This is a genomic window from Georgenia sp. G2120 (assembly GCF_055326485.1).
The window spans coordinates 116870-136367 of sequence record NZ_JBUZNL010000006.1 but is presented as its reverse complement, the minus strand read 5'-3'; the positions used below and the strand labels follow the sequence as shown (position 1 = coordinate 136367).

The 19498-nt window shown below is 73.6% G+C and carries 15 protein-coding genes; 4 read left to right on the top strand and 11 right to left on the bottom strand.

All coding sequences use genetic code 11. The annotated features are described in order from the left end of the window. The first annotated feature begins 1 nt into the window (after position 1). Positions 2–694, top strand: coding sequence for a type II toxin-antitoxin system PemK/MazF family toxin (locus ACZLMO_RS08845; RefSeq protein WP_463653525.1), 693 nt, complete (start codon positions 2–4; stop codon positions 692–694). A gap of 170 nt (positions 695–864) precedes the next feature. Beyond that, on the top strand, positions 865–1125 hold the full coding sequence (rpsT, locus tag ACZLMO_RS08840) for a 30S ribosomal protein S20 (RefSeq protein ID WP_425715161.1): 261 nt from the start codon (positions 865–867) through the stop codon (positions 1123–1125). Positions 1126–1282: 157 nt separating this feature from the next. Here rpsT and ACZLMO_RS08835 read toward each other — a convergent pair whose 3' ends face one another. The 8 genes from ACZLMO_RS08835 to ACZLMO_RS08800 form a co-directional block, all read right to left on the bottom strand. Further along, the gene (locus ACZLMO_RS08835) at positions 1283–2440 is read right to left on the bottom strand and encodes a glycosyltransferase family 4 protein (protein WP_425715163.1); all 1158 of its coding nucleotides are present in this window, start codon (positions 2438–2440) and stop codon (positions 1283–1285) included. Between the two features lie 131 nt (positions 2441–2571). Further along, positions 2572–3957, bottom strand: a complete 1386-nt coding sequence (locus ACZLMO_RS08830; protein ID WP_425715165.1) for an MFS transporter — start codon at positions 3955–3957, stop codon at positions 2572–2574. 164 nt (positions 3958–4121) lie between these two features. Next, positions 4122–5099, bottom strand: coding sequence for a DNA polymerase III subunit delta (gene holA / locus ACZLMO_RS08825; RefSeq protein ID WP_425715167.1), 978 nt, complete (start codon positions 5097–5099; stop codon positions 4122–4124). A 61-nt stretch (positions 5100–5160) separates the two neighbouring features. Then, positions 5161–5784 (bottom strand): septum formation family protein, encoded by a 624-nt coding sequence (locus ACZLMO_RS08820; protein ID WP_425715169.1) that lies wholly within the window; start codon positions 5782–5784, stop codon positions 5161–5163. Positions 5785–6123: 339 nt separating this feature from the next. Next, positions 6124–6792: a septum formation family protein gene (locus ACZLMO_RS08815; RefSeq protein WP_425715171.1), complete on the bottom strand. Its 669-nt coding sequence runs from the start codon at positions 6790–6792 to the stop codon at positions 6124–6126. Between the two features lie 286 nt (positions 6793–7078). Next, positions 7079–7681 carry a septum formation family protein gene (locus ACZLMO_RS08810; RefSeq protein WP_425715173.1) on the bottom strand — a complete coding sequence of 201 codons (603 nt, stop codon included), beginning with the start codon at positions 7679–7681 and terminating at the stop codon, positions 7079–7081. Positions 7682–7945: 264 nt separating this feature from the next. After that, positions 7946–10555, bottom strand: a complete 2610-nt coding sequence (locus ACZLMO_RS08805) for a ComEC/Rec2 family competence protein (RefSeq protein ID WP_425715175.1) — start codon at positions 10553–10555, stop codon at positions 7946–7948. Next, positions 10536–11594, bottom strand: a complete 1059-nt coding sequence (locus tag ACZLMO_RS08800; protein ID WP_425715177.1) for a ComEA family DNA-binding protein — start codon at positions 11592–11594, stop codon at positions 10536–10538. The genes ACZLMO_RS08805 and ACZLMO_RS08800 overlap by 20 nt, the downstream gene beginning before the upstream one ends. 123 nt (positions 11595–11717) lie before the next feature. On the opposite strand from ACZLMO_RS08800, the gene ACZLMO_RS08795 reads away from it, so the two are divergent. Further along, positions 11718–13565 carry a helicase HerA-like domain-containing protein gene (locus ACZLMO_RS08795; RefSeq protein WP_425715179.1) on the top strand — a complete coding sequence of 616 codons (1848 nt, stop codon included), beginning with the start codon at positions 11718–11720 and terminating at the stop codon, positions 13563–13565. A gap of 123 nt (positions 13566–13688) precedes the next feature. Here ACZLMO_RS08795 and leuS read toward each other — a convergent pair whose 3' ends face one another. Continuing rightward, positions 13689–16565, bottom strand: coding sequence for a leucine--tRNA ligase (gene leuS, locus ACZLMO_RS08790; RefSeq protein ID WP_463653524.1), 2877 nt, complete (start codon positions 16563–16565; stop codon positions 13689–13691). A 295-nt stretch (positions 16566–16860) separates the two neighbouring features. Beyond that, positions 16861–17367, bottom strand: a complete 507-nt coding sequence (locus ACZLMO_RS08785; protein ID WP_425715182.1) for a MarR family winged helix-turn-helix transcriptional regulator — start codon at positions 17365–17367, stop codon at positions 16861–16863. 135 nt (positions 17368–17502) lie between these two features. On the opposite strand from ACZLMO_RS08785, the gene ACZLMO_RS08780 reads away from it, so the two are divergent. Next, positions 17503–17946: an HIT family protein gene (locus tag ACZLMO_RS08780; protein ID WP_425715184.1), complete on the top strand. Its 444-nt coding sequence runs from the start codon at positions 17503–17505 to the stop codon at positions 17944–17946. Positions 17947–18049: 103 nt separating this feature from the next. On the opposite strand, the gene ACZLMO_RS08775 is transcribed toward ACZLMO_RS08780, so the two are convergent. Next, complete coding sequence (locus tag ACZLMO_RS08775; RefSeq protein ID WP_425715186.1) at positions 18050–19399, bottom strand: GntP family permease; 1350 nt, start codon at positions 19397–19399, stop codon at positions 18050–18052. Positions 19400–19498 lie beyond the last annotated feature (99 nt).

Here is a 19498-nt window from a genome sequence, read left to right as displayed (position 1 = left end):
CATGAGCATCGCCAGCCGCCTCGGTCGTATCGCCCGCTCCGTCGCCCGCGACGTCGCGAAGGAGGGGCGGCGCCGCATCGAGGACCGACTGCGCGGGCGCTCCGGCGGGTCGACTGGTTCTGGCGGGTCGGGCCGGCCCGGCGGGTCGGGTGGCTCTGGAGGGTCGAGGCGTGATGTCGACCCGGGACGTGCAGGAACCGGGAGCGCGCGCACCTCGGGCGCGGGCCGCGACGGTGGGCCCTCCCCGCTGGACGTGGGCCGGGCCGAGCAGCGGCGCGTCGACGTCGTCACCCCCTACGACGTCGACCGGCACGGCCTCCCCACCCTCTCCTACGACCCGAACCACGACGACCGGCCGGACCCCGGCGAGGTCGTGTGGGCCTGGGTGCCGTACGACGAGGACGACGGCCGTGGCAAGGACCGCCCGGTCCTCGTGCTCGCGCGGCTCGACGGCGCGGTGCTCGGCGCGCAGATGACCTCGAAGGACCGTGCCGACGGCGGCGTCCACACCGACCGCTACGGCCGGTCGTGGATCGACGTCGGCAGCGGGGCCTGGGACTCCGAGGGCCGGGAGTCCGAGGTGCGGCTCGACCGGGTGCTCGAGATCCCGGACCACGCGGTGCGCCGAGAGGGCGCCGCCCTCGACCGCGGCATGTTCGAACGTGTGACCCATGCCCTTGAGTCGAGGTACTGACCACCACTGACGCGGCGCGGACTCGCTGGTAACGTAGGCCGCTGGGTCGGAGCCCCCTCTCGGCGACGACCAGGGGATCCGTCGGCGCCCGCTCGCCCGGACCGCCCCGCTCGATCGTCAGCACCCCCGCCGCGGCGGGCACGCACCAGCCGAACCGAAGGATCATCCACGTGGCGAACATCAAGTCGCAGAAGAAGCGCAACCTCACCAACGAGAAGGCGCGCGTGCGCAACAAGACCGTCCGCACCGAGCTGCGCACGCACGTGCGTCGCGTCCGCGAGGCCATCGCCTCCGGCGACAAGGAGAAGGCCGGCGCCTCGCTGGCGACCGCCTCCCGCAAGCTCGACAAGGCCGTCTCCAAGGGCGTCATCCACGCCAACCAGGCCGCCAACCGCAAGTCGAAGCTCTCGAAGCAGGTCGCCGCACTCTGATCGCCCCCCCGCCGCAGCGCGGGACCGACGATCGACAGGGGCCCCTCCGGGGGCCCCTTCGGCGTCTCTGGGGAGGTGCGTTAGCGGAACAGACCGGCCAGGCGCGAGGGCGGCGGCGCGGCGAGACAGCGGCCCCCTCTGCCGGCCCTCGTGACTGCTAGCGGAACAGACCGGCCAGGCGCGAGGCCCGTGGGGCTGCCATGACGCCGTCGATGGCGTCGGCGTAGTGGTCGAGGAGCTGGTCGCCGAGCGCCTCCCACGAGCGAGGCAGCACCCGACGGCGCCCGGCCTCGCCCATCCGTGCGCGCAGACCCGGATCACCGGCGAGCCGGGCGATGTGGGCCACCATCTCGGCGTCGTCCTCCGCCCCGTAGAGGAAGCCGGTCTCCCCCACCGCGACGATGTCGAGCGGTCCGCCGGAGGCCGGCGCCACGACCGGCACGCCGCTGGCCATGGCCTCCTGCAGCGTCTGCCCGAACGTCTCGTGGATGCCGGTGTGGACGAACACGTCGAGCGCCGCGTAGGCGTCACCCAGGGCATCGCCCGAGAGCTTGCCCGTGAAGTGCGCCGACGAGCCGAGGGACCGTTCGAGGGACGGGCGCGAGGGGCCGTCCCCGACGACGAGGACACGGACGTCCCGACGACCGCCCAGGGCGGCAAGCCGCTCGACCCGCTTCTCCGGGGCGAGACGCCCGACGTAGCCGACGACGACCGCGTCCTCGTCGGCACCCGCGAGCAGGCGCGTGCGCAGGGCGGCGACCTGCGGGGTCGTGCGGCGGCGCGGGTGGTAGAGCACGGCGTCGACGCCGCGGGCCCACTGCCGGATCCGCTCGATCCCGTTCTGCTCGAGCTCCGCGATCGACGGCTGCGACGGGGCGAGCGTGAGATCGGCGAGGTTGTGGACCGTGCGCAGCCAGCGCCAGATCGCCGGCGAGGTCGCGGCCAGTCCGTGCTTCCGTGCGAAGCCGGCCACGTCGGTCTGGAAGACGGCGACGGTGGGGATGCCGCGCCACCGCGCCTCCGCCACCGCCTGCGCGCCGAGACCGAACGGTGCCGAGGCGTGGAGGACGTCCGGGTCGAAGGCGTCGAGGATCCGCGAGATCGACGACGACACGAGACCCACCTGGAGCCCCCCGTACTTGAACGACGGGACGGTGACGACCGGGAAGCCGTTGTACTGGCGGGGCGCCGGGCCGGGGCAGACGACGATCGCCTCGTGCCCGCGCAGCCGGAGATGGTCGAGGACCCGCAGGACCGAGTTCGTCACGCCGTTGGTGGAGGGAATGAACGACTCGGTGACGATCGCGACGCGCATCGGGCCATGGTGACGCCCCCTGGTTACCGCTCGGCTTCGCACACTCCCGATTCTGGTGTCCGGCGGGTGAACGGGCGAGTCCTTACCCGGGGAGGCCTGCCCGGGGGCTGCTCGAATCCTGTCCTCGTCCGTCACTCGAGCGCCTGCCCCCGCTTCTCGGTGAGGAGCAGCGCCCCGACGGCGGCGAGGGCGAACGCGGCGGCGAACACCGTGAACGCGAGCGCGGGTCCGCCGGCGCGCAGGAAGAACGGGACCGCGAACGGTGCGACGATCGAGGCGATCCGCCCGAACCCGGCGGCCCAGCCGGCGCCGGAGCCACGCACGACCGTCGGGTACATCTCGGGCGTGACGGCGTAGAGCGCGCCCCACGCGCCGAGGCAGAAGAACGAGAGCAGGCACCCGGCCCCGACGATCTGCCACGGATCCTCGGCCAGCGAGAACAGCCCGGCCGCCAGGCCGGAGCCGACGAGGAACGAGGCGAGGGTGGCGCGCCGTCCCCAGGTCTCGATGAGGATCGCCGCCACCGCGTAGCCCGGCAGCTGGGCGAGGGTGATGACGACGACGTACCCGAAGGACTTCGTCAGCGACCCGCCGTCGGCGCTGAGGATCGTCGGGAGCCAGGTGAAGGAGCCGTAGTAGGCGAAGTTGAGGAAGAACCACGCCATCCAGAGCCCGATCGTGCGCCGGCGCAGCCGGCCGGCGAACAGGGAGGCCACGCCGGGGCGCAGGTGCTCGTCCTCCGGGGTCGGCTCGGGCTCGAGGATCGCCGCCGACGACCGCGCGGTGCCGGTCCCCCGGCCCAGTGGGGGCGACTCCTCGAACTGGCGGACCGCCGCCTCGGCGTCGTCGTGCCGGCCGCGCGACTCGAGGAACCGCACCGACTCCGGGATCCGTGCCCGGACATAGAGGGCATAGATCGCGGGCACGGCGCCGATCGCCATGGCCCACCGCCATCCGTCGTCGTACTCCGCGACGACGAAGTAGCCGATGAGCGCGGCGAGCAGCCAGCCGACCGCCCAGAAGGCTTCGAGGACGACGATGACGCGACCGCGGATCCGGGCCGGCGAGAACTCCGAGACCAGGGTCGACGCGACGGGCAGCTCCGAGCCCAGTCCGAGCCCGACGACGAACCTCAGGACGACGAACAGCGCGAGCGACGTCGTCAACGCCGAGGCTCCGGTCGCGAGGCCGTACACGAGCAGCGTGAGCGCGAAGACCGTCCGCCGGCCCATCTTGTCCGCCAGCAGGCCGCCGAACGAGGCGCCGATCGCCATCCCGGCGAAGCCCATCGACAGCGCGAGGCTGATCTCGGGGTCGCTCAGCTGCCACTCGCGGGCGAGCGCGGCGATGACGAACGAGATCATGCCGACGTCCATCGCATCCAGCGCCCAGCCGATGCCGGAGCCCGTGAGCAGCCGCAGGTGGCGACGCGTGAACGGCAGGCGGTCGAGCCGCTCCGAGCGCGAGGGCTCGTCAGAGGTGTCGGGCGCGCTCGTCGCGCCCGGGTGGTCGGCCATCGACTGTCCCTTCCGTCGGGTCCCGGACCTCCGGAACCCGGACAACCTACTCCGCGCGAGTCACGGAGCCGACACGTGCTCGGTGCCGTCCCACGGGAGGGCACCGCGGGCGGAACGGACCTCCCCACGCGAGCGCGCCGCGCGCGGCCACTCGCCGAGCGCCGTCAGCGGCTGCGGGCCTCCGCGATGCGGCGCACGGCCCGCTCGGTGGCGAACACGGGGTCCCGGGACAGTCCCTTGACCTCGGCGTCGGCCGCGGCGACCGCGCTGATGGCGGCGGCGAGACCGTGCGGGGTCCACCCGGCAAGGTCCCGGCGCGCCCGGTCGGCCTGCCACGGCGCGAGGCCCTTGGGTGCGCCGCCCCCACGGGAGGCCGACACGATCGCCATGGTCCGTAGCTTCGATGCCAGCGCCGCGACGACGGGCACGGGACCGGTCCCGGTCGCGACGGCGTGCCGAAGGAGGGCGATCGCGCGCCCGAGGCGTCCGGCCACCGCCGCGTCGGCCACCTCGAAGCCCGTCGCCTCGACCCGTCCCGAGTGGAAGCGCCGGACCTGCTCGGCGGTGATGTCCCCGCCCGAGTCTGCGAGGAGCTGGGCGACCGAGGAGGCGAGCTCCGCGACGTCGGAGCCGAGGGCGTCGACGAGGTCCTTGACGGCGGCGGGCTCGATCCGGCCACGCGCCCGGCGCACGTCGGCCCGGACGAGATCCGCCTTGTCCGAGTCCTTCTTCAGCGCCTCGCAGCGGACGACGGGGAACCCGGCCTTCTCGACCGCGTCCAGAAGCTTCTTGCCGCGCGTGCCGCTCTGATGACGCATGAGCAGGACGACGTCCGGCGCCGGGTCTCCCAGGTAGGCGAGCACGTCCTCGAGCAGCGCGTCGGTCATCGCCTCGAGGTGCTCGACGTGGACGAGACGTGGCTCGCCGAACAGCGAGGCGCTCGTCAGCAGCGCGAGTCGCCCCTTCTCGTACCCTGCGGCATCGATGCGCGTGATCTCGACGTCGGGATCGCTCGCGCGCACCTGCTCCACCACGGAGCGCTCGGCGCGCTCGCCGAGGACGGCCTCGGGCCCGCGGACGAGCACGATCGGGGCCGGCTGGACCGTCTCCCAGGTCAGGGTCGAGGCTCGGCGGGGTGGCACGGGTCCACACTGCCACGGGCCGCCGACGTCACGCCGTCGCGGTCCACAGGTGCGGCGGGGATCAGCGCTCGGACTGGAAGGCCGACTCCTCGCCCGGGTTCTCGGTGACGAGCAGGCACAGCACCTCGGTATCGCCGTCGTCCTCCCAGGTCTGCCGCGAGGGGGTGAGCGCGGAGACCGAGTAGGTGCCTGCGTCGTCGCCGCCGAGATAGGCACCGACCTGGGAGTCGCACTGACCGGTGGCCTCGTCCGAGACGGCGTCGTCCCCGGGGTAGTCGCCCGCGGGGAGGTTGAAGGTGTAGAAGACCTCGGCCCGGTGGGCACCCTCGCACGAGATGACGCCGCCGGGCTCGGGCTCGGCGAGGCACTGGCCCGGGTTCGCCGTGAAGACGCCGTCGGACCCGGCGGCCGGCTGACCCGCGTCGAAGTCGGTCAGCTCGAGCTCGGGGACGCGCGTCGGCAGCCCGGTCTCGTCCTCGCCCGCACCGTCGTCCGCGGTGGGCGCCTCGGTCGACCCGGACTCCGACTCGACCGGGGCGATCGTCACCTGCTCCGAGACGTCGGCCGCCTCCTGCTCGTCGGCGTCCTGGCCGCGTCCGCACGACGCGACGAGAAGACCGACGACGCCGACGGCGGTCAGGCACCGTGCGGCTCGACGCAGGTCGTTCGTGGGTCGTGCAGGCATCCGGGGGTCCTTTCGTCGGCCGGTGCGCCCGGCGCGGGCCCGGACAGGGTACGCACCGTGGGCCCGGACCGGTCAGGACACCGTTTGGTCGGCGCCGTGCAACGACGGACATCGATGGGCCAGGGCAGGGTCGTGGGCAGCACGCGTTCCGCCGGACGGCGCAGGTGGATGGCACCACCCAGACACACGACCGGGCAACGGCACCTGGACACGCAACCGGGGGCCGGCGCGTGGCGCCGGCCCCCGGAGGGTCTCGATGTCAGGACAGTGGTCGGTCCTGCACGTCAGGACGGTGGAGCGCCCTGACGTCCTGCGTCAGGAGCGCCCCGACGTCCTGGCTCAGTTGCCGCTCTGGTAGGCCGAGCCGGTGGTGGGCTCGGGGGACTCGAGGAGGCAGATCACCTCGGTGTCGCCGGCCTGCGTCCAGGTGGCCTCGGACGGGAACTGCCCGTTGAGGAGGTACTCGGAGCTGGCGTAGTCGGTGCCGACGTAGGCCTCGAAGTTCTCCTCGCACAGGGCCTGGCCCTCCTCCGAGACGACGTCCTCGCCCGGGTACTCGTCACCGTCGATGTTGTCGGTGTAGAAGACCTCGAGGTCGTGCTCCTCGTCGCAGCTGATGATCGAGTCGGGCGCCACGCTGTCGATGCACTCGCCCGGGTTGGCGGTGAACACGCCGGGGGCGCCCTCGCCGTTGTCGAACTCGCTGAGGTCGCCGGTCGCGCCGGTGTCACCACCGTCGCCCTCCGCGCCGGTGTCGCCCCCCGCGGACTCCTCGTCGGTGTCGCCGCCGTCGGACTCGGTGTCGCCGCCGTCCGTGTCGCCGCCGTCCGTGTCGCCACCGTCGGTGTCGCCACCATCGGTGTCGCCACCATCGGGGGTCTCGGGGGCGGACTCGGTCTCGGGGGCGATCGGGTCGTCGTCGCCGCAGGCTGCAAGGCCGAGCGCGAGGAACGGCAGGGTCGCGACAAGAGCGAGCTTGCGTCGGGCCGTCGTGGTCGTGCGCTGCATGTCTTCCTCCATGTGGTCTGGTGAACACGTTGCTCACCGCACCGGGGGGCGGTGCTGAGGGAAGACGTTAGACCCAGGAGCTGCGAACGCCGCGTCACGACCGATGGGAAGTCCTCCCCCGGGAACATGTCCCCCCGGATCGGTCGGTCGACCGCGGCGGGCAGTGGCGGCGTCCGCCTCGACCCGAGCAGGCCCGTGCGGGTCGGTGCCGGTCGATTCATGTCCGTGCGCCCGTCGGCCGCCCGAACGTCCGGGGCTGCCGGCACGCCGCGCTCGGACGACGAACTCAGACGACGAGCTCGGCCGACTGGTACGCCGACCCGGTCACCGGCTCGCGCGTCGTCAGGATGCAGATGACCTCGCGGTCCCCTGCGTCCTCCCAGGACTGGCGGCTCGGAACGAGCGAGGTCAGGCCGTAGCCGGAGGACTCGGGCGTCGTGCCGACGTAGGCGCCGAACATCTCGAGGCACCGCTCGGTGTCGATGTGGTCGTCTCCCGGGTACTCGTCACCGTCGAGGGTGAACGTGTAGTAGACCTCGGCGGAGTGCTCGTGGTCGCAGGGCACCACCCGGGTGTTCTCGCTGCTGACGAGGCAGTCGCCCGGGGCGGCGGTGAAGATCCCCGGCGCCCCCTCGCCGTGATCGAACTCACCTGGGTCCGGCGCGTCGCCCGGCGTCCTCGAGTCGTCGGGCAGGCCCGTGCCAGGAGCGTCCGGGTCGGACGGAGCGCCGGGGCTGTTCGGCGTCGTCGGGCCGTGACCGTACGCACCGAGATCGGGAAGGTTGACCCCTCCGGCGGGACCGAGTGCCCCGGTGCGCCAGCCCGTGACGACGAGCGACAGGACGGCGAGAGTCACGAGCGTGGCGGCGAGGGTCTGGATGCGCGTCATCGCAGCTCCTCGGTACCCGGGGTCGGCCGACGATCCGCGCGGTGCGCGGACGCCCATGGTCCCTCCCAGCCTATGGGCGGGCACGCGCGGCGGACACCGGAACGTGTGGGTACCACTTCCCTGCGGGCATGCTCGCGGGCATGTGGGCGGGCGGGCGTCCGCCCGGCACCCGCCGGTCGTCGATCCTTCGTCCGCCCGTCGTCCCAGCGCGGTCGCGCCTCCGGCCGCACCGAGGCGAGCCGCCGCCCGCGCCGCGACCGGCCGTCACTCGCACCCGACGAGTGTGAGCGATCCGTCGCCGCCAGGGACGAGCCACATGTCGCCGCACTCGTCCGCACGGGCCACCCGCGCCCCGGAGTCGGCCCAGACGTCGACCGCACGCGGCGCCGGGTGTCCGTGGTCGTTGTCCAGCCCGGACGAGACGAACGCGACCAGGGGCGTCGTCACCTCCGCGAGGGCGGGGTCGAGGTTGCCCGACCCGTGGTGCGGGACGACGACGACATCGACCCCGTCCGGCACCCTCTCCCGCAGCGCGCGGGCGAGGCGGCCCTGCCCGTCCTCCTCGAGGTCTCCGGCGACGACCAGCCGGATGGCTGCGGCACTGGAAGGAGCGGCTTCCGAGGCGCCCGTGCCTGACGAGTCGTGCAAGCGCGTTCCGACGCCGGACGTCTCGGCGCCGGGCTGGTGGGCACCGGCCAGGTCGGCGTCGAGCTGACGGACGTCGGGTGGGTGGGCGTCAGGCGGGCCGGCTGCAGGCGCTGCCCGGGCGGTCGCGACGTCCGTGGGGATCTCGACGAGCAGCGCGATCGAGGACTCGTTGACTGACGAGGAGTCGTCGGCGGATGCTCGGACGCCCGGCCGGGGATGGAGGACGTCCGCCCGTACCCCGTGCCAGTCGAGCGACTCGCCGGCGGCGATCTCGCGCACGGACGCCTCGCTCGCGGCGGCCTCGACCGCCTCGCGCGCCGCGACCTGCAGGCTGGGTCCGTCGACGGCGGGGACGAGCACCTCGGTCACCGCCGCGACATCGAGGACCGCGGGCAGTCCGGCGGTGTGGTCGGCGTGGTCGTGGGTGAGCACCACGGCGTCGAGGGTGGCGATCCCTGCATCGCGCACGCAGGCGGCCGCGGCCCCGTCGGCGTCCCCCGCGTCGACGAGGACCGCCGAGGTGGCGCCCGTGCGCACGAGCAGCGCCGACGCCTGCCCGACGTCGCACTGGCGGACGGCCCAGCCGTCGGGCGCGCCGGTCCCCGGGGCGACCGGAACGAGCGACAGCATCCCCGGTGCCAGGACGAGGACCACCAGCGCCCGGACGCGTCCGCCGGTCGTCACGGTGCGGACGACGACCAGACAGCACGCGACCGTGGCGCCGGCGAGCAGGAGGACGCCAGCCGCTCCCCCGGGCCACGCGATCGTCGCGGCGGGAGCGCCGGCGAGCGTCTCCGCGACCCACGCGATCCACGCTGTGTGCCAGGAGGCGACGACGGCGAGCAGCTCGGCGAGCTCCGGCGAGACGGGTGAGAGGAGTGCCGCGCCGAGCCCCAGCACGGTGGCGCCGGGCACCGCGGGTGCCGCGAGGACGTTGGCCGGCACCGAGGTGAGGGCGAGCCGGGGGTCGAGCAGGACGAGGACCGGGGCGCAGACGAGCTGGGCGGCCGCGGGGATCGCGAGCGCGTGTGCGAGCCAGCGCGGCACGCCGGCCGAGAGCTGCCGGGCGAGGGGGCGGGCGAGGACGACGATGGCCGCGGTCGCGCCGGCGGACAGCACGAGCCCGTACGACCTCGCCAGCGGCGGATCGACGAGCACCAGCACGACGACGGCGGTGGCGAGCGCCGGCAGGGCGCGGGCCGGCCGGCCGAGCAGCCCCGCGAGCAGGACGACCCCGCCGGTCGCGCCGGCACGCAGCACGGACGGCTCCGGGCGCACGAGGACCACGAGGGAGACGACGACGGCGGAACCGAGAAGCACCGCCAGGCGCGGACGCCCCCGGCCCACGACCCCGAGGACTCCGGCGAGGACGAGGGAGACGTGGGCCCCGCTCACGGCCGTCAGGTGCGTGAGCCCGGTGACGCGCGCAGCGTCCTCGAGGGTGGCGGGCAGCGCGCGGTCGTCGCCGAGGGCGATCCCCGGGACGAGGCCCTGCGCCTGCCCGGAGAGCGGTGCGACGGCGGCCCGCAGCCCCTCACGCAGGTGGTCGGCGAGGCCGAGCGGGCCGGTCGGCGGGGCGGTCTCCCGCGGCGGCTCGTCGGCGAACACGACCGCGAGGTCCACCTCTGCCCGGCCGGTCGCGCGGGCGTCCCCCACGATCTCGACCGTCGCCCCTACCCGCAGGCGGTCCTCGCCCGGTGGAGCGAGCACCAGTACCGTGCCGTCGGCACCCGACCGCGTCGGGTCGCGTGCCGGCCCGACCGACCGGACATCGACGGTGAACCGATCCTGACCTCGGCCGGCGCCGTCCGGGTCGGTGAGCACGACCGCCTCGACGACGACGGACGCGCCCTCCTCGGCGAGCTGGGCGAGCGGCTGTCCCTCGCGCGCCGCGTGGTGGAGCCCGACGACGGCGAGGGCCATGGCGACGCCCGCGAGCACCAGCGCCGCCTGCCGCAGGACCACCGACGGGGTGGACGACCGCCTCCTGGTAGCGACGACCGCGGCGAGGACCGCACCCGCGCCCGCCAGCACCGACCCGCCGGCCACCACCGGGGTCGACAGCCCGAGTCCCACACCCATGGCCACCCAGGTGGCGAGCGCGAGCGGGACGAGCCGGACGTCGTGCGGGTCGGGCGGTCGGGGCGCGACCGGCTCGTCGGAGGTGTCGGCGGCCAGGGTCTCCGGCCGGACAGTCGTCCCGGTGTCAGACGGTGACGAGGTCACGCAGCTGTTCCATGAGGACGGGCCCGATCCCGGAGACGTCGTCGAGCTCGTCGACCGACGTGAAGCCGCCGATCTCCTCGCGGTGCGCGGTGATCCTGCCGGCGAGCGCCGGTCCGATGCCCGGCAGGGTCTCGAGCTCGGCCTCGCCGGCGAGATTGAGGTCGACGACCCCGGAGCCGCCCGACCCACCGGGGTCGGCCCCGGCTCCCGGCCCGGCTCCGGACCCGGTTCCACCCGGAGCCCCGGCGGAGCCGGGCCCCGCCTGCTGGTCCGGCGGTGCGGCCGGCGGCTCGCGGGGTTCCTCCCCGACCACCGGCACGTAGACCTGCTCGCCGTCGACGAGCGGTCGCGCAAGGTTGACCAGGGTGAGGTCGGCATCCGCGAGGGCGCCGCCCGACGCGTCGACCGCGTCGCCGACCCGCGCCCCGGGCGGGAGTGCGACGAGGCCCGGCCGGACGACGGCACCGGCGACATGCACGACGACGTCGGCACCCGCGTCGGCGCCACCGCTCGCACCCGGCTGCCCCGTGCCGCCCGCACCGGTCTCCCCCGTGCCGTCCGCGCTGCCCGTGCCGTCCGCGCCCGCCTGCCCCGTGCCGTCCGCGTTGCCCGTACCGTCCGGCCCGCCGGTCCCGTTCCCGGCCGTGTCCGTGCCGGCAGCGCCGCTGCCCGACTCCTCGGCCCCGGTCCCGCCGTCCTCGGCGCTCCCGCCGCCTCCGGGCGCGCCCGGATCCTCGCCGTCGGTCGATGAACCGGGCAGCTCGTCGGAGGCGACGGCCGCTCGTTCGGCGTCGGCCCCGGAGGCACCGAGCTCCTCCCCGGCTCCCGGTCGCGACAGCAGGTAGCGCGCGCCGAGCGCGGTGACCACGAGCGCGAGGACGACGATTACCGCCACGACCGCCCGTCTCGACGGCCAGGCACGCACCGCCCGGTCCTCGCCCTCCTCGGGGTCCACCTCGAGATGCCCTGCCGCGGCCGTGTAGGCGACGCGCGTGAGGTCGCGCAGCCTCCGGGTCGACTCGCTCCGCCGGTGATCCATGCCGACGACGCTAGAGACGCGGTGCCGCGCGGATCGGGGTCATCGCCCGGACCTGTGGACACCGACGCATCAACTGTCGTTGTGGGATCCGGTGGACGTCGTCGGGGCCCTAGGGTGACGTCCGTGACGGACACGACGGACGACAGCTCCTCGATCGAGATCGCACGCCTCAAGGCGCAGGCCGCGAAGGCGGCGGCCGAGGCGGCGGAGGCCAAGGCGGCCGCCGCCCAGGCCCAGCTGGAGGCCGCGCTGCTTGCCGAGGGTGCGGCGGCGGGCACGGAGGCAGAGGCCGCGGGACAGGGCGGGGCGCCGGACGAGACCGAGACCCCCGCACCAGCAGACCTGTCAGAACACGCGGCCGAGATCAAGGCCGGCTACACGGCGGAGGGCGCGCTGCTCCCCGTCGGCGTGCTGCTGGAGGACGACGAGCCGGTCCCGGCGGTGCGCGTCGGGCTGCCGCTGGCCACGCTCAACCGGCACGCGCTCGTCGCGGGCGCCACCGGCACCGGCAAGACCCGCACGCTCCAGCTCATGGCCGAGGGGCTCTCGGAGGCGGGCGTCCCGGCGCTCGTCACGGACGTCAAGGGCGACCTCACGGGCCTCCTCCAGCCGGGCACCGCCAACGACAAGCTGCTCGAGCGCACCACCTCGCTCGGTCAGGACTGGACAGGGGCGGGGTTCCCCGTCGAGCTGCTGACGGTGGGCGAGGCCGAGGGCGCCGTGCCGGTCCGCACCACGGTCTCCGACTTCGGCCCCCTCCTGCTCGCCAAGGTCCTCGGACTCAACGAGACGCAGGAGTCCGCGCTCCAGCTGATCTTCCACTGGGCGGACACCGAGGGGCTCGCGCTCGTCGACCTCGGCGACCTCCGCTCGGTCGTCAACCACCTCACGTCCGACACCGGCAAGGCCGAGCTCAAGGAGATCGGGGGCATCTCCACCGCCACGGCCGGCGTCATCCTGCGCGAGGTGTCGGCCCTCGCCACCCAGGGGGCCGACGAGTTCTTCGGCCAGCCGGCCTTCGACACGGCGGACCTGCTCCGTACCGCCGCCGACGGCCGCGGCGTGCTGTCCGTGCTCCGCCTCCCGGACCTGCAGCAGCGCCCGGCCCTGCTGTCCACCTTCGTCATGTGGCTGCTCGCCGACCTGTTCGGCTCCTCGCCCGAGGTGGGCGACGCCGGGAAGCCGCGACTCGTCTTCTTCTTCGACGAGGCGCACCTGCTCTTCGCCGACGCCTCGGACGAGTTCCTCAACCAGGTCGTCCAGACCGTCCGTCTCATCCGGTCCAAGGGCATCGGGATCGTCTTCGTCACCCAGTCCCCGACCGACGTGCCGGAGGCCGTCCTCGCCCAGCTCGGCGGCCGCGTCCAGCACGCCCTGCGCGCCCACACCCCCAAGGACGCACGCACGCTGAAGGAAGCCGTGACCACCTTCCCGACCTCGCCCTACGACCTCGCCGAGGTCCTCACCTCGCTCGGCACCGGAGAGGCCGTCGTCACCGTGCTCGACGAGGACGGCGCCCCGACACCGGTGGCGGTCACGCGGGTCCTCGCCCCCGCCGCGGTCATGGGAGCCGCCGACGACGACGCAGCCGCAGCCGCTCTGTCCGCCTCCCCCTTGGCGGCCCGGTACGGGGAGCGCATCGACCCGGAGTCGGCCACCGAGCTGCTCGCCGCCCAGATCGAGGCCGCGGCGCAGACCGCTGCCGCCGAGGCCGAGGCGGCCCGGCTCGCCGAGGAGCAGGCGAAGCTCGAGGCCGAGCGGAAGAAGGCCGACGAGAAGCGCCTCAAGGAGATGGAGAAGGAGCTCGAGGCGGAGCGCAAGCGGCAGGACAAGGAGCTCGAGGCCGCACGGAAGCGGGAGGAGCGCGAGGCCGAGCGGCGCGCCCGGCAGCGCGACTCCGTCATCACCTCGATGGTCCGCACCGCCGGCACGTCGATCGTCCGCTCGATCTTCGGCAACCGCAGGCGCTGAGCGCACCGGCCCTGTCTGGACGTCGGCACGCACGACGACGACACGCCTGTCGCCGGCCCGCGTCCTCGGGTGCTGACGTGGGCCGGCGACGCGCCGTTCGGGGCGTGACGCCGACGATCGCCGCTACGGGACGACGTTGACGAGGTTCGGTGCGCGCACGATGACGCGACGCGGCTCGGCGCCGTCGAGCTGCTTGACCACGGGCCCCGTGGCCAGCGCCAGCTCGCGCAGCTCGTCCTCGCCGATCGAGGCCGACACCTCGAGCTTCGCCCGCACCTTGCCCTTGACCTGGACGATCGCGGTGACCGTGTCCTCGACCAGCAGGTCGGGGTCCGCCTCCGGGAACGGCTCGTAGGCCAGCGACTCGGCGTGCCCGAGGCGCTCCCACAGCTCCTCGGCCACGTGCGGGGCCATCGGCGCGAGCATGAGCACGAGCGGCTCGATCGCCGCACGCGGCACGCGCTCGAGCGTGGTGAGGTGGTTGTTGAGCACGATCAGCCGGGCGATCGCGGTGTTGACGCGCATCCCCTCGAGCTCGTCCGTCACGTCGGCGACGGTGCGGGCCACGAGGCGGGCGGTCTCGTCGTCGGGCTCCTCGTCCGTGACCGTGAGCGCGCCGGTGGTCTCGTCGACCGCGTTGCGCCACAGGCGCTGGAGGAAGCGCAGCGAACCGACGACCGCGCGCGTGTCCCATGGGCGCGAGTCGGCGAGCGGCCCCATCGACATCTCGTACAGCCGGAAGGTGTCGGCGCCGTACGCGGCGTACATCTCGTCGGGCGTCACCATGTTCTTCAGCGACTTGCCCATCTTCCCGTACTCCTGCGTGACGGGCGCGCCCTGCCACGTGAAGCCGGCGGACTCGTCGCCCTCGACCTCGTCGGCCGGGACGTGCTGGCCGCGCTCGTCGACGTAGGCGTACGCCTGGATGTACCCCTGGTTGAACAGCTCGTGGAACGGCTCCGAGCTCGACAGGTGGCCCAGGTCGAACAGGACCTTGTGCCAGAACCGCGCGTAGAGCAGGTGGAGCACCGCGTGCTCGACGCCGCCGACGTACAGGTCGGTGCCGCCCACTCCCCCGTCCGTGCGCGGGCCCATCCAGTACTGCTCGATGGCCGGGTCGACGAAGCGCTCGTCGTTGGTCGGGTCGAGGTAGCGCAGCTCGTACCAGCACGAGCCCGCCCACTGGGGCATCGTGTTCGTGTCCCGCCGGTAGGTCTGCACGCCGCGGCCGTCGCCGAGGTCGAGCTCGACGTCGACCCACTCGGGCACGCGGCCCAGCGGCGCCTCGGGGGTCGAGTCGGCGTCGTCGGGCTCGAAGGTGCGCGGCGAGTAGTCCTCGACCTCGGGCAGGTCGACGGGCAGCATCTCCTCGGGCAGCGTGTGCGCAACGCCGTCCTCGTCGTAGACGACCGGGAAGGGCTCGCCCCAGTACCGCTGGCGGGAGAACAGCCAGTCCCGGAGCCGGTAGGTCACCGTGGCCTCGCCCAGGCCCTTGGCCTCGAGCCAGGCGGTGATCGCGGCCTTCGCGTCCTCGACGGTCATCCCGTCGAGGCTGATCTCGTCGTTGCTCGAGCGCGTCACCGCACCGTCACCGGTCCACGCGCCGCCCTCGTGGTCCGCGGGCGGCTCGACGGTGTGGATGACCGGCAGCTCGTACGCGGTCGCGAACTCGAAGTCGCGCTGGTCACCGCCGGGGACGGCCATGATCGCGCCCGTGCCGTAGCCCATGAGGACGTAGTCGGCCGTGAAGACGGGGATCTCGCGGCCGTCGACCGGGTTCGTCGCGAACAGGCCCGTGAAGACACCGGTCTTCGCCCGTGCGTCGTCGGTCCGCTCCTCGTCCGTCCGCGCGGCGGCCTGCACCTGGTACTGCCCGACGGCGGTGGTCGGGTCCGTGGCCCCACCCGTCCAGACCTCGGGGACGTCGGCGGGCCAGGAGGTCGGCAGGTCGCCGTCGAGCACGGGGTGCTCGGGCGAGACCACCATGAAGGTGGCGCCGAACAGCGTGTCGGGGCGCGTGGTGAAGACCTCGAGCGGGCCGTGGCCCGCGACCTCGAACCGGACCCGCGCGCCCTCGGAGCGCCCGATCCAGTTGCGCTGCATCGTCTTGACCTTCTCGGGCCAGTCGATCGCGTCCAGGCCCTCGATGAGGCGGTCGCCGTAGGCGGTGATGCGCATCGTCCACTGGCGCAGGTTCCGCGTGAAGACGGGGAAGTTGCCGCGTTCGGAGCGGCCGTCGGCGGTGACCTCCTCGTTCGCCAGCACCGTGCCCAGGCCGGGGCACCAGTTGACCGGCTGGTCGGAGACGTAGGCCAGGCGGTACCCGGCCACGACGTCGGCGCGCTCGAGCTCGGTGAGCTCCGCCCAGGCGCGGCCGCCGGTGACCTGCCGCTCCCCGGACTCCAGCTGGGCGACGAGGTCGGCGATCGGGCGGGCCGAGCCGGTCCCGCCGTCGGGGCGGACGTGGGTCGGGTCGTACCAGGAGTTGAAGACCTGCGTGAAGATCCACTGGGTCCAGCGGACGTAGTCCGGGTCCGTGGTGGAGATCGAGCGGCGCTCGTCGTGCCCGAGCCCGAGGCGCCGCAGCTGGCGGCGCATCGTCGCGATGTTCTCCTCGGTGGTGATGCGGGGGTGCTGACCGGTCTGCACGGCGAACTGCTCCGCCGGCAGGCCGAACGCGTCGTAGCCCAGGGTGTGCAGGACGTTGTCCCCGCGCATGCGGCGGAAGCGGCCGACGACGTCGGTCGCGATGTAGCCCAGCGGGTGCCCGACGTGCAGGCCCTTGCCCGAGGGGTACGGGAACATGTCGAGGAGATAGAACCGGGGGCGCTCGGCGCGCGGGCCGGCCAGCGGCCCGGTCGGGTTGTGGGCGTGGAACGTGCCCTCGGCGGCCCAGCGGTCCTGCCAGCGCTGCTCGATCTCGCCGGCGAGCGTCGCCGTGTAGCGGTGCGGCGGGGTGGCGTCGTCGGTCGGGTGCGCGGCAGGGGTCTCGGTCGTCATGTCCTCAGCTCGTCTCGTTCGTGGATCGCTCGCCTCCGGGCAGAAAAAAACCTCCCGACATGGGAGGTCCGCCGCGCCGAGCCACCGGCCCGTCCGGGCGGTGGACTGCTCAGCGCGGCCCGGTAAGGAGCAGCACGAAAGTCATGCCCGGCAGATTACCACCGGGCCTCGCGCCGCCCTCATCGAGATTGCGGTTCGTCGTCGTCGAGACTGCGGTTGGGAGCCGCCCTGTTCATCGAGATTGCGGTTCGTCGTCGTCGAGAGTGCGGCTCAGCGCCGCCTGTCGACGGAACGCTCACCGGTACCGGGGCGTGCGTGGCATCGCGACGGGCGACTCGACCCGCACCTTGCGCAGGAGGCGGCGCAGCTCGAGGAGCTCGTCGTCGTCGAGGACCGACATCGTCGAGTGGATGGTCCGCACGTGCCGCCGACCGATCTCGCGCTGCATCGCCAGCCCCGCCTCGGTGAGGACGAGGTTCGTGCCCCGGGCGTCGTTGATCGCGGGCGTCCGGCGCAGGAATCCCTTGCGGCCGAGGCGGTCCGCCATCCGGCTCAGGCTCGGCTGGGCCATGAGGACCTGCTCGTTGAGGTCGCGCATGCGCAGGCTGTGGTCCGGCGCGGAGGCGAGGATGAACAGGACGTCGTACTCGGTCTTCGACAGCGGGTGAAAGTCGCCGGACGCCTCGTACGTGCGCATGAGCGAGACCTCGGCCCGCAGGAGCGCCTCCCAGGTGGTGCTCGTCAGGCGCATCCCCCGGTCCGGGGTCTCCTCGTCCCCGTCCCCTGCGCGCGTCGTATCCACCCGATAGTCCTTTCGATCTCCCCGAGATGCGCACGATAGTCGAGGGGCGCGGGGCCCGTCCGTGCCGCACTCTCGACCAGCCCTGCCAGCACTCTCGACCATGCTGTTGCCGGGCCGGACCCCTAGCCTGGTGACATGGCCACCATCTTCTCCCGCATCATCGACGGCGAGATCCCGGGACGCTTCGTCTGGAGCGACGACCTGTGCGTCGCCTTCCTCTCGACCGGCCCGCACACGGAGGGCCACACGCTGGTCGTCCCCCGCCTCGAGATCGACAACCTGCTCGACGCCGAGGACGCGCTCGTCGCCCACCTCGCCGTCGTGGCGCGGCGGATCGGCGCCGCCCAGCGTGTCGCGACGGGTGCGCCCCGGGCGATCGTCGCCGTCGCCGGCTTCGAGGTGCCCCACCTCCACGTCCACGTGTATCCGGCGTGGGACGAGTCGGTCATCAACCCCGCGGTCGCGCGCTCGGACGTGCCCGACGACGAGATGGACGCCGCCGCCGCCCGCCTGCGCGCCGCGATCCGCGAGACCGGGTTCCCGTCGAACGTACCGGCGGAGCCGGGCGACCGGGCCTGAGCTCGGCAGGGCGGCTCAGAGGCTCGGCCCGCGTGGCGGGCGGCGGGCGATTCGACTGTCCGGGCCGGGCCGACGCCCGAGCGCCGCGAGCCACGCCACCCGGCTATACGGGCAGGAGCGACGCCCCGAGCACGAGCACGAGGGACACGACGGCGGCGATCGACGTCACCGTCGTCATCGTCTTCAGCGTGCCCTTGGTCGACAGGCCGAGCAGGGACTTGAACAGCCAGAAGAAGTTGCTGTTGACCTGCAGTGCGAACAGGGCGCCCGAGGCGATGGCCAGGGCGATGATGACGGGGGCGACGTCGAGCGAGCCGAGGATCGGGGCGATGACGCCGGCGGCCGCGATCGCCGCCACGGACACCGAGCCGATGGCGAGGTGCATGAGGGCCGCGACCGCCCAGGCCAGCAGGATGCTGACGACGACGGTCACGCCCTGGCCCACGGAGAACAGGCCGCCGAGCACGTCGGCCAGGCCGCTCGCGTCGATGACCGCGCCCAGCGAGCCGCCGACGCCGGTGACGAGCAGGATCTCGCCGCTCGTGCGCAGACCGTCGCCGAGGGCGGAGTCGGTCTTCTCGGCGCCGACGAGGACGCGGCTCATGACGAACGCGCCGAGCAGGCCGACGAACAGGGCGACGGTCGCGTCGCCGAGGAAGGCGACGAACGAGTTCTCCCACCCGGCGAGGCCGGCGAACGCCCCGAAGGCGATCATCAGCAGCGGCACGACGATGGGCATGAGGGCCAGCCACAGCGGGGGGCGCCGGTCGCCGTCGTCGGTGGTCCTGGCCGCGGCCTCCTGCTGCTGCAGCGCGTCGGACTCCTCCTCGTCCGTCGCGGCGTTCCACCAGCCGCGGCCGAGCATGCGCCGGAAGATCCAGATCGTCGCCACGGCCGTGACCGGGCCGATGATGATGCCGTAGATGAGGTAGGTCCCCATCTCGACGCCGAGCAGGGAGACCACCGAGAGTGCGGCGAGGCCGGGGATGACGAACACGTAGCCGCAGAAGATGCCGGTCCCGAGCGCGCCGGCGAGCCACGCGAGCCCGTGCCTGCCCACGTGCGGGGCGGACGAGCGGGCCACCGGTGCGGCGAGGACCACCTGGACGTCGACGTAGATCGACGGGGCCACGGTGCTCAGCGCCACCCCGAGCGCGTAGGGCAGGCCGCCCGGCGGCACCAGGCGGACCAGGGCATCCACCAGGGCGCGGAAGGCCCCCATCCGGTTGAGCAGCGAGCCCATGAGCACGCCGAACCCGATGAGCAGACCGATGTCGGCCATGATCTCGCCGAAGCCGCCGGTGATCGCTCCCACCGTGCCCTCGAACCCGACCCCGGTGGCCAGGCCGAGGTAGAAGCTGCCGAGCACCAGCGCGATGATGGGGTCGACCTTGAACCTGATGATCAGCGCGATGATCGCCACGATGGCGATCGCGGTGTGCAGGGCTATCATTCCGACCTCCTTGTTCGGTGCCGCGTCGGCGCGACGTCGGCCAAGGCTGCCGACCGGCTCCAGGGGGGCGCACGCTTGTGTTCACTAAGTCCACGCACG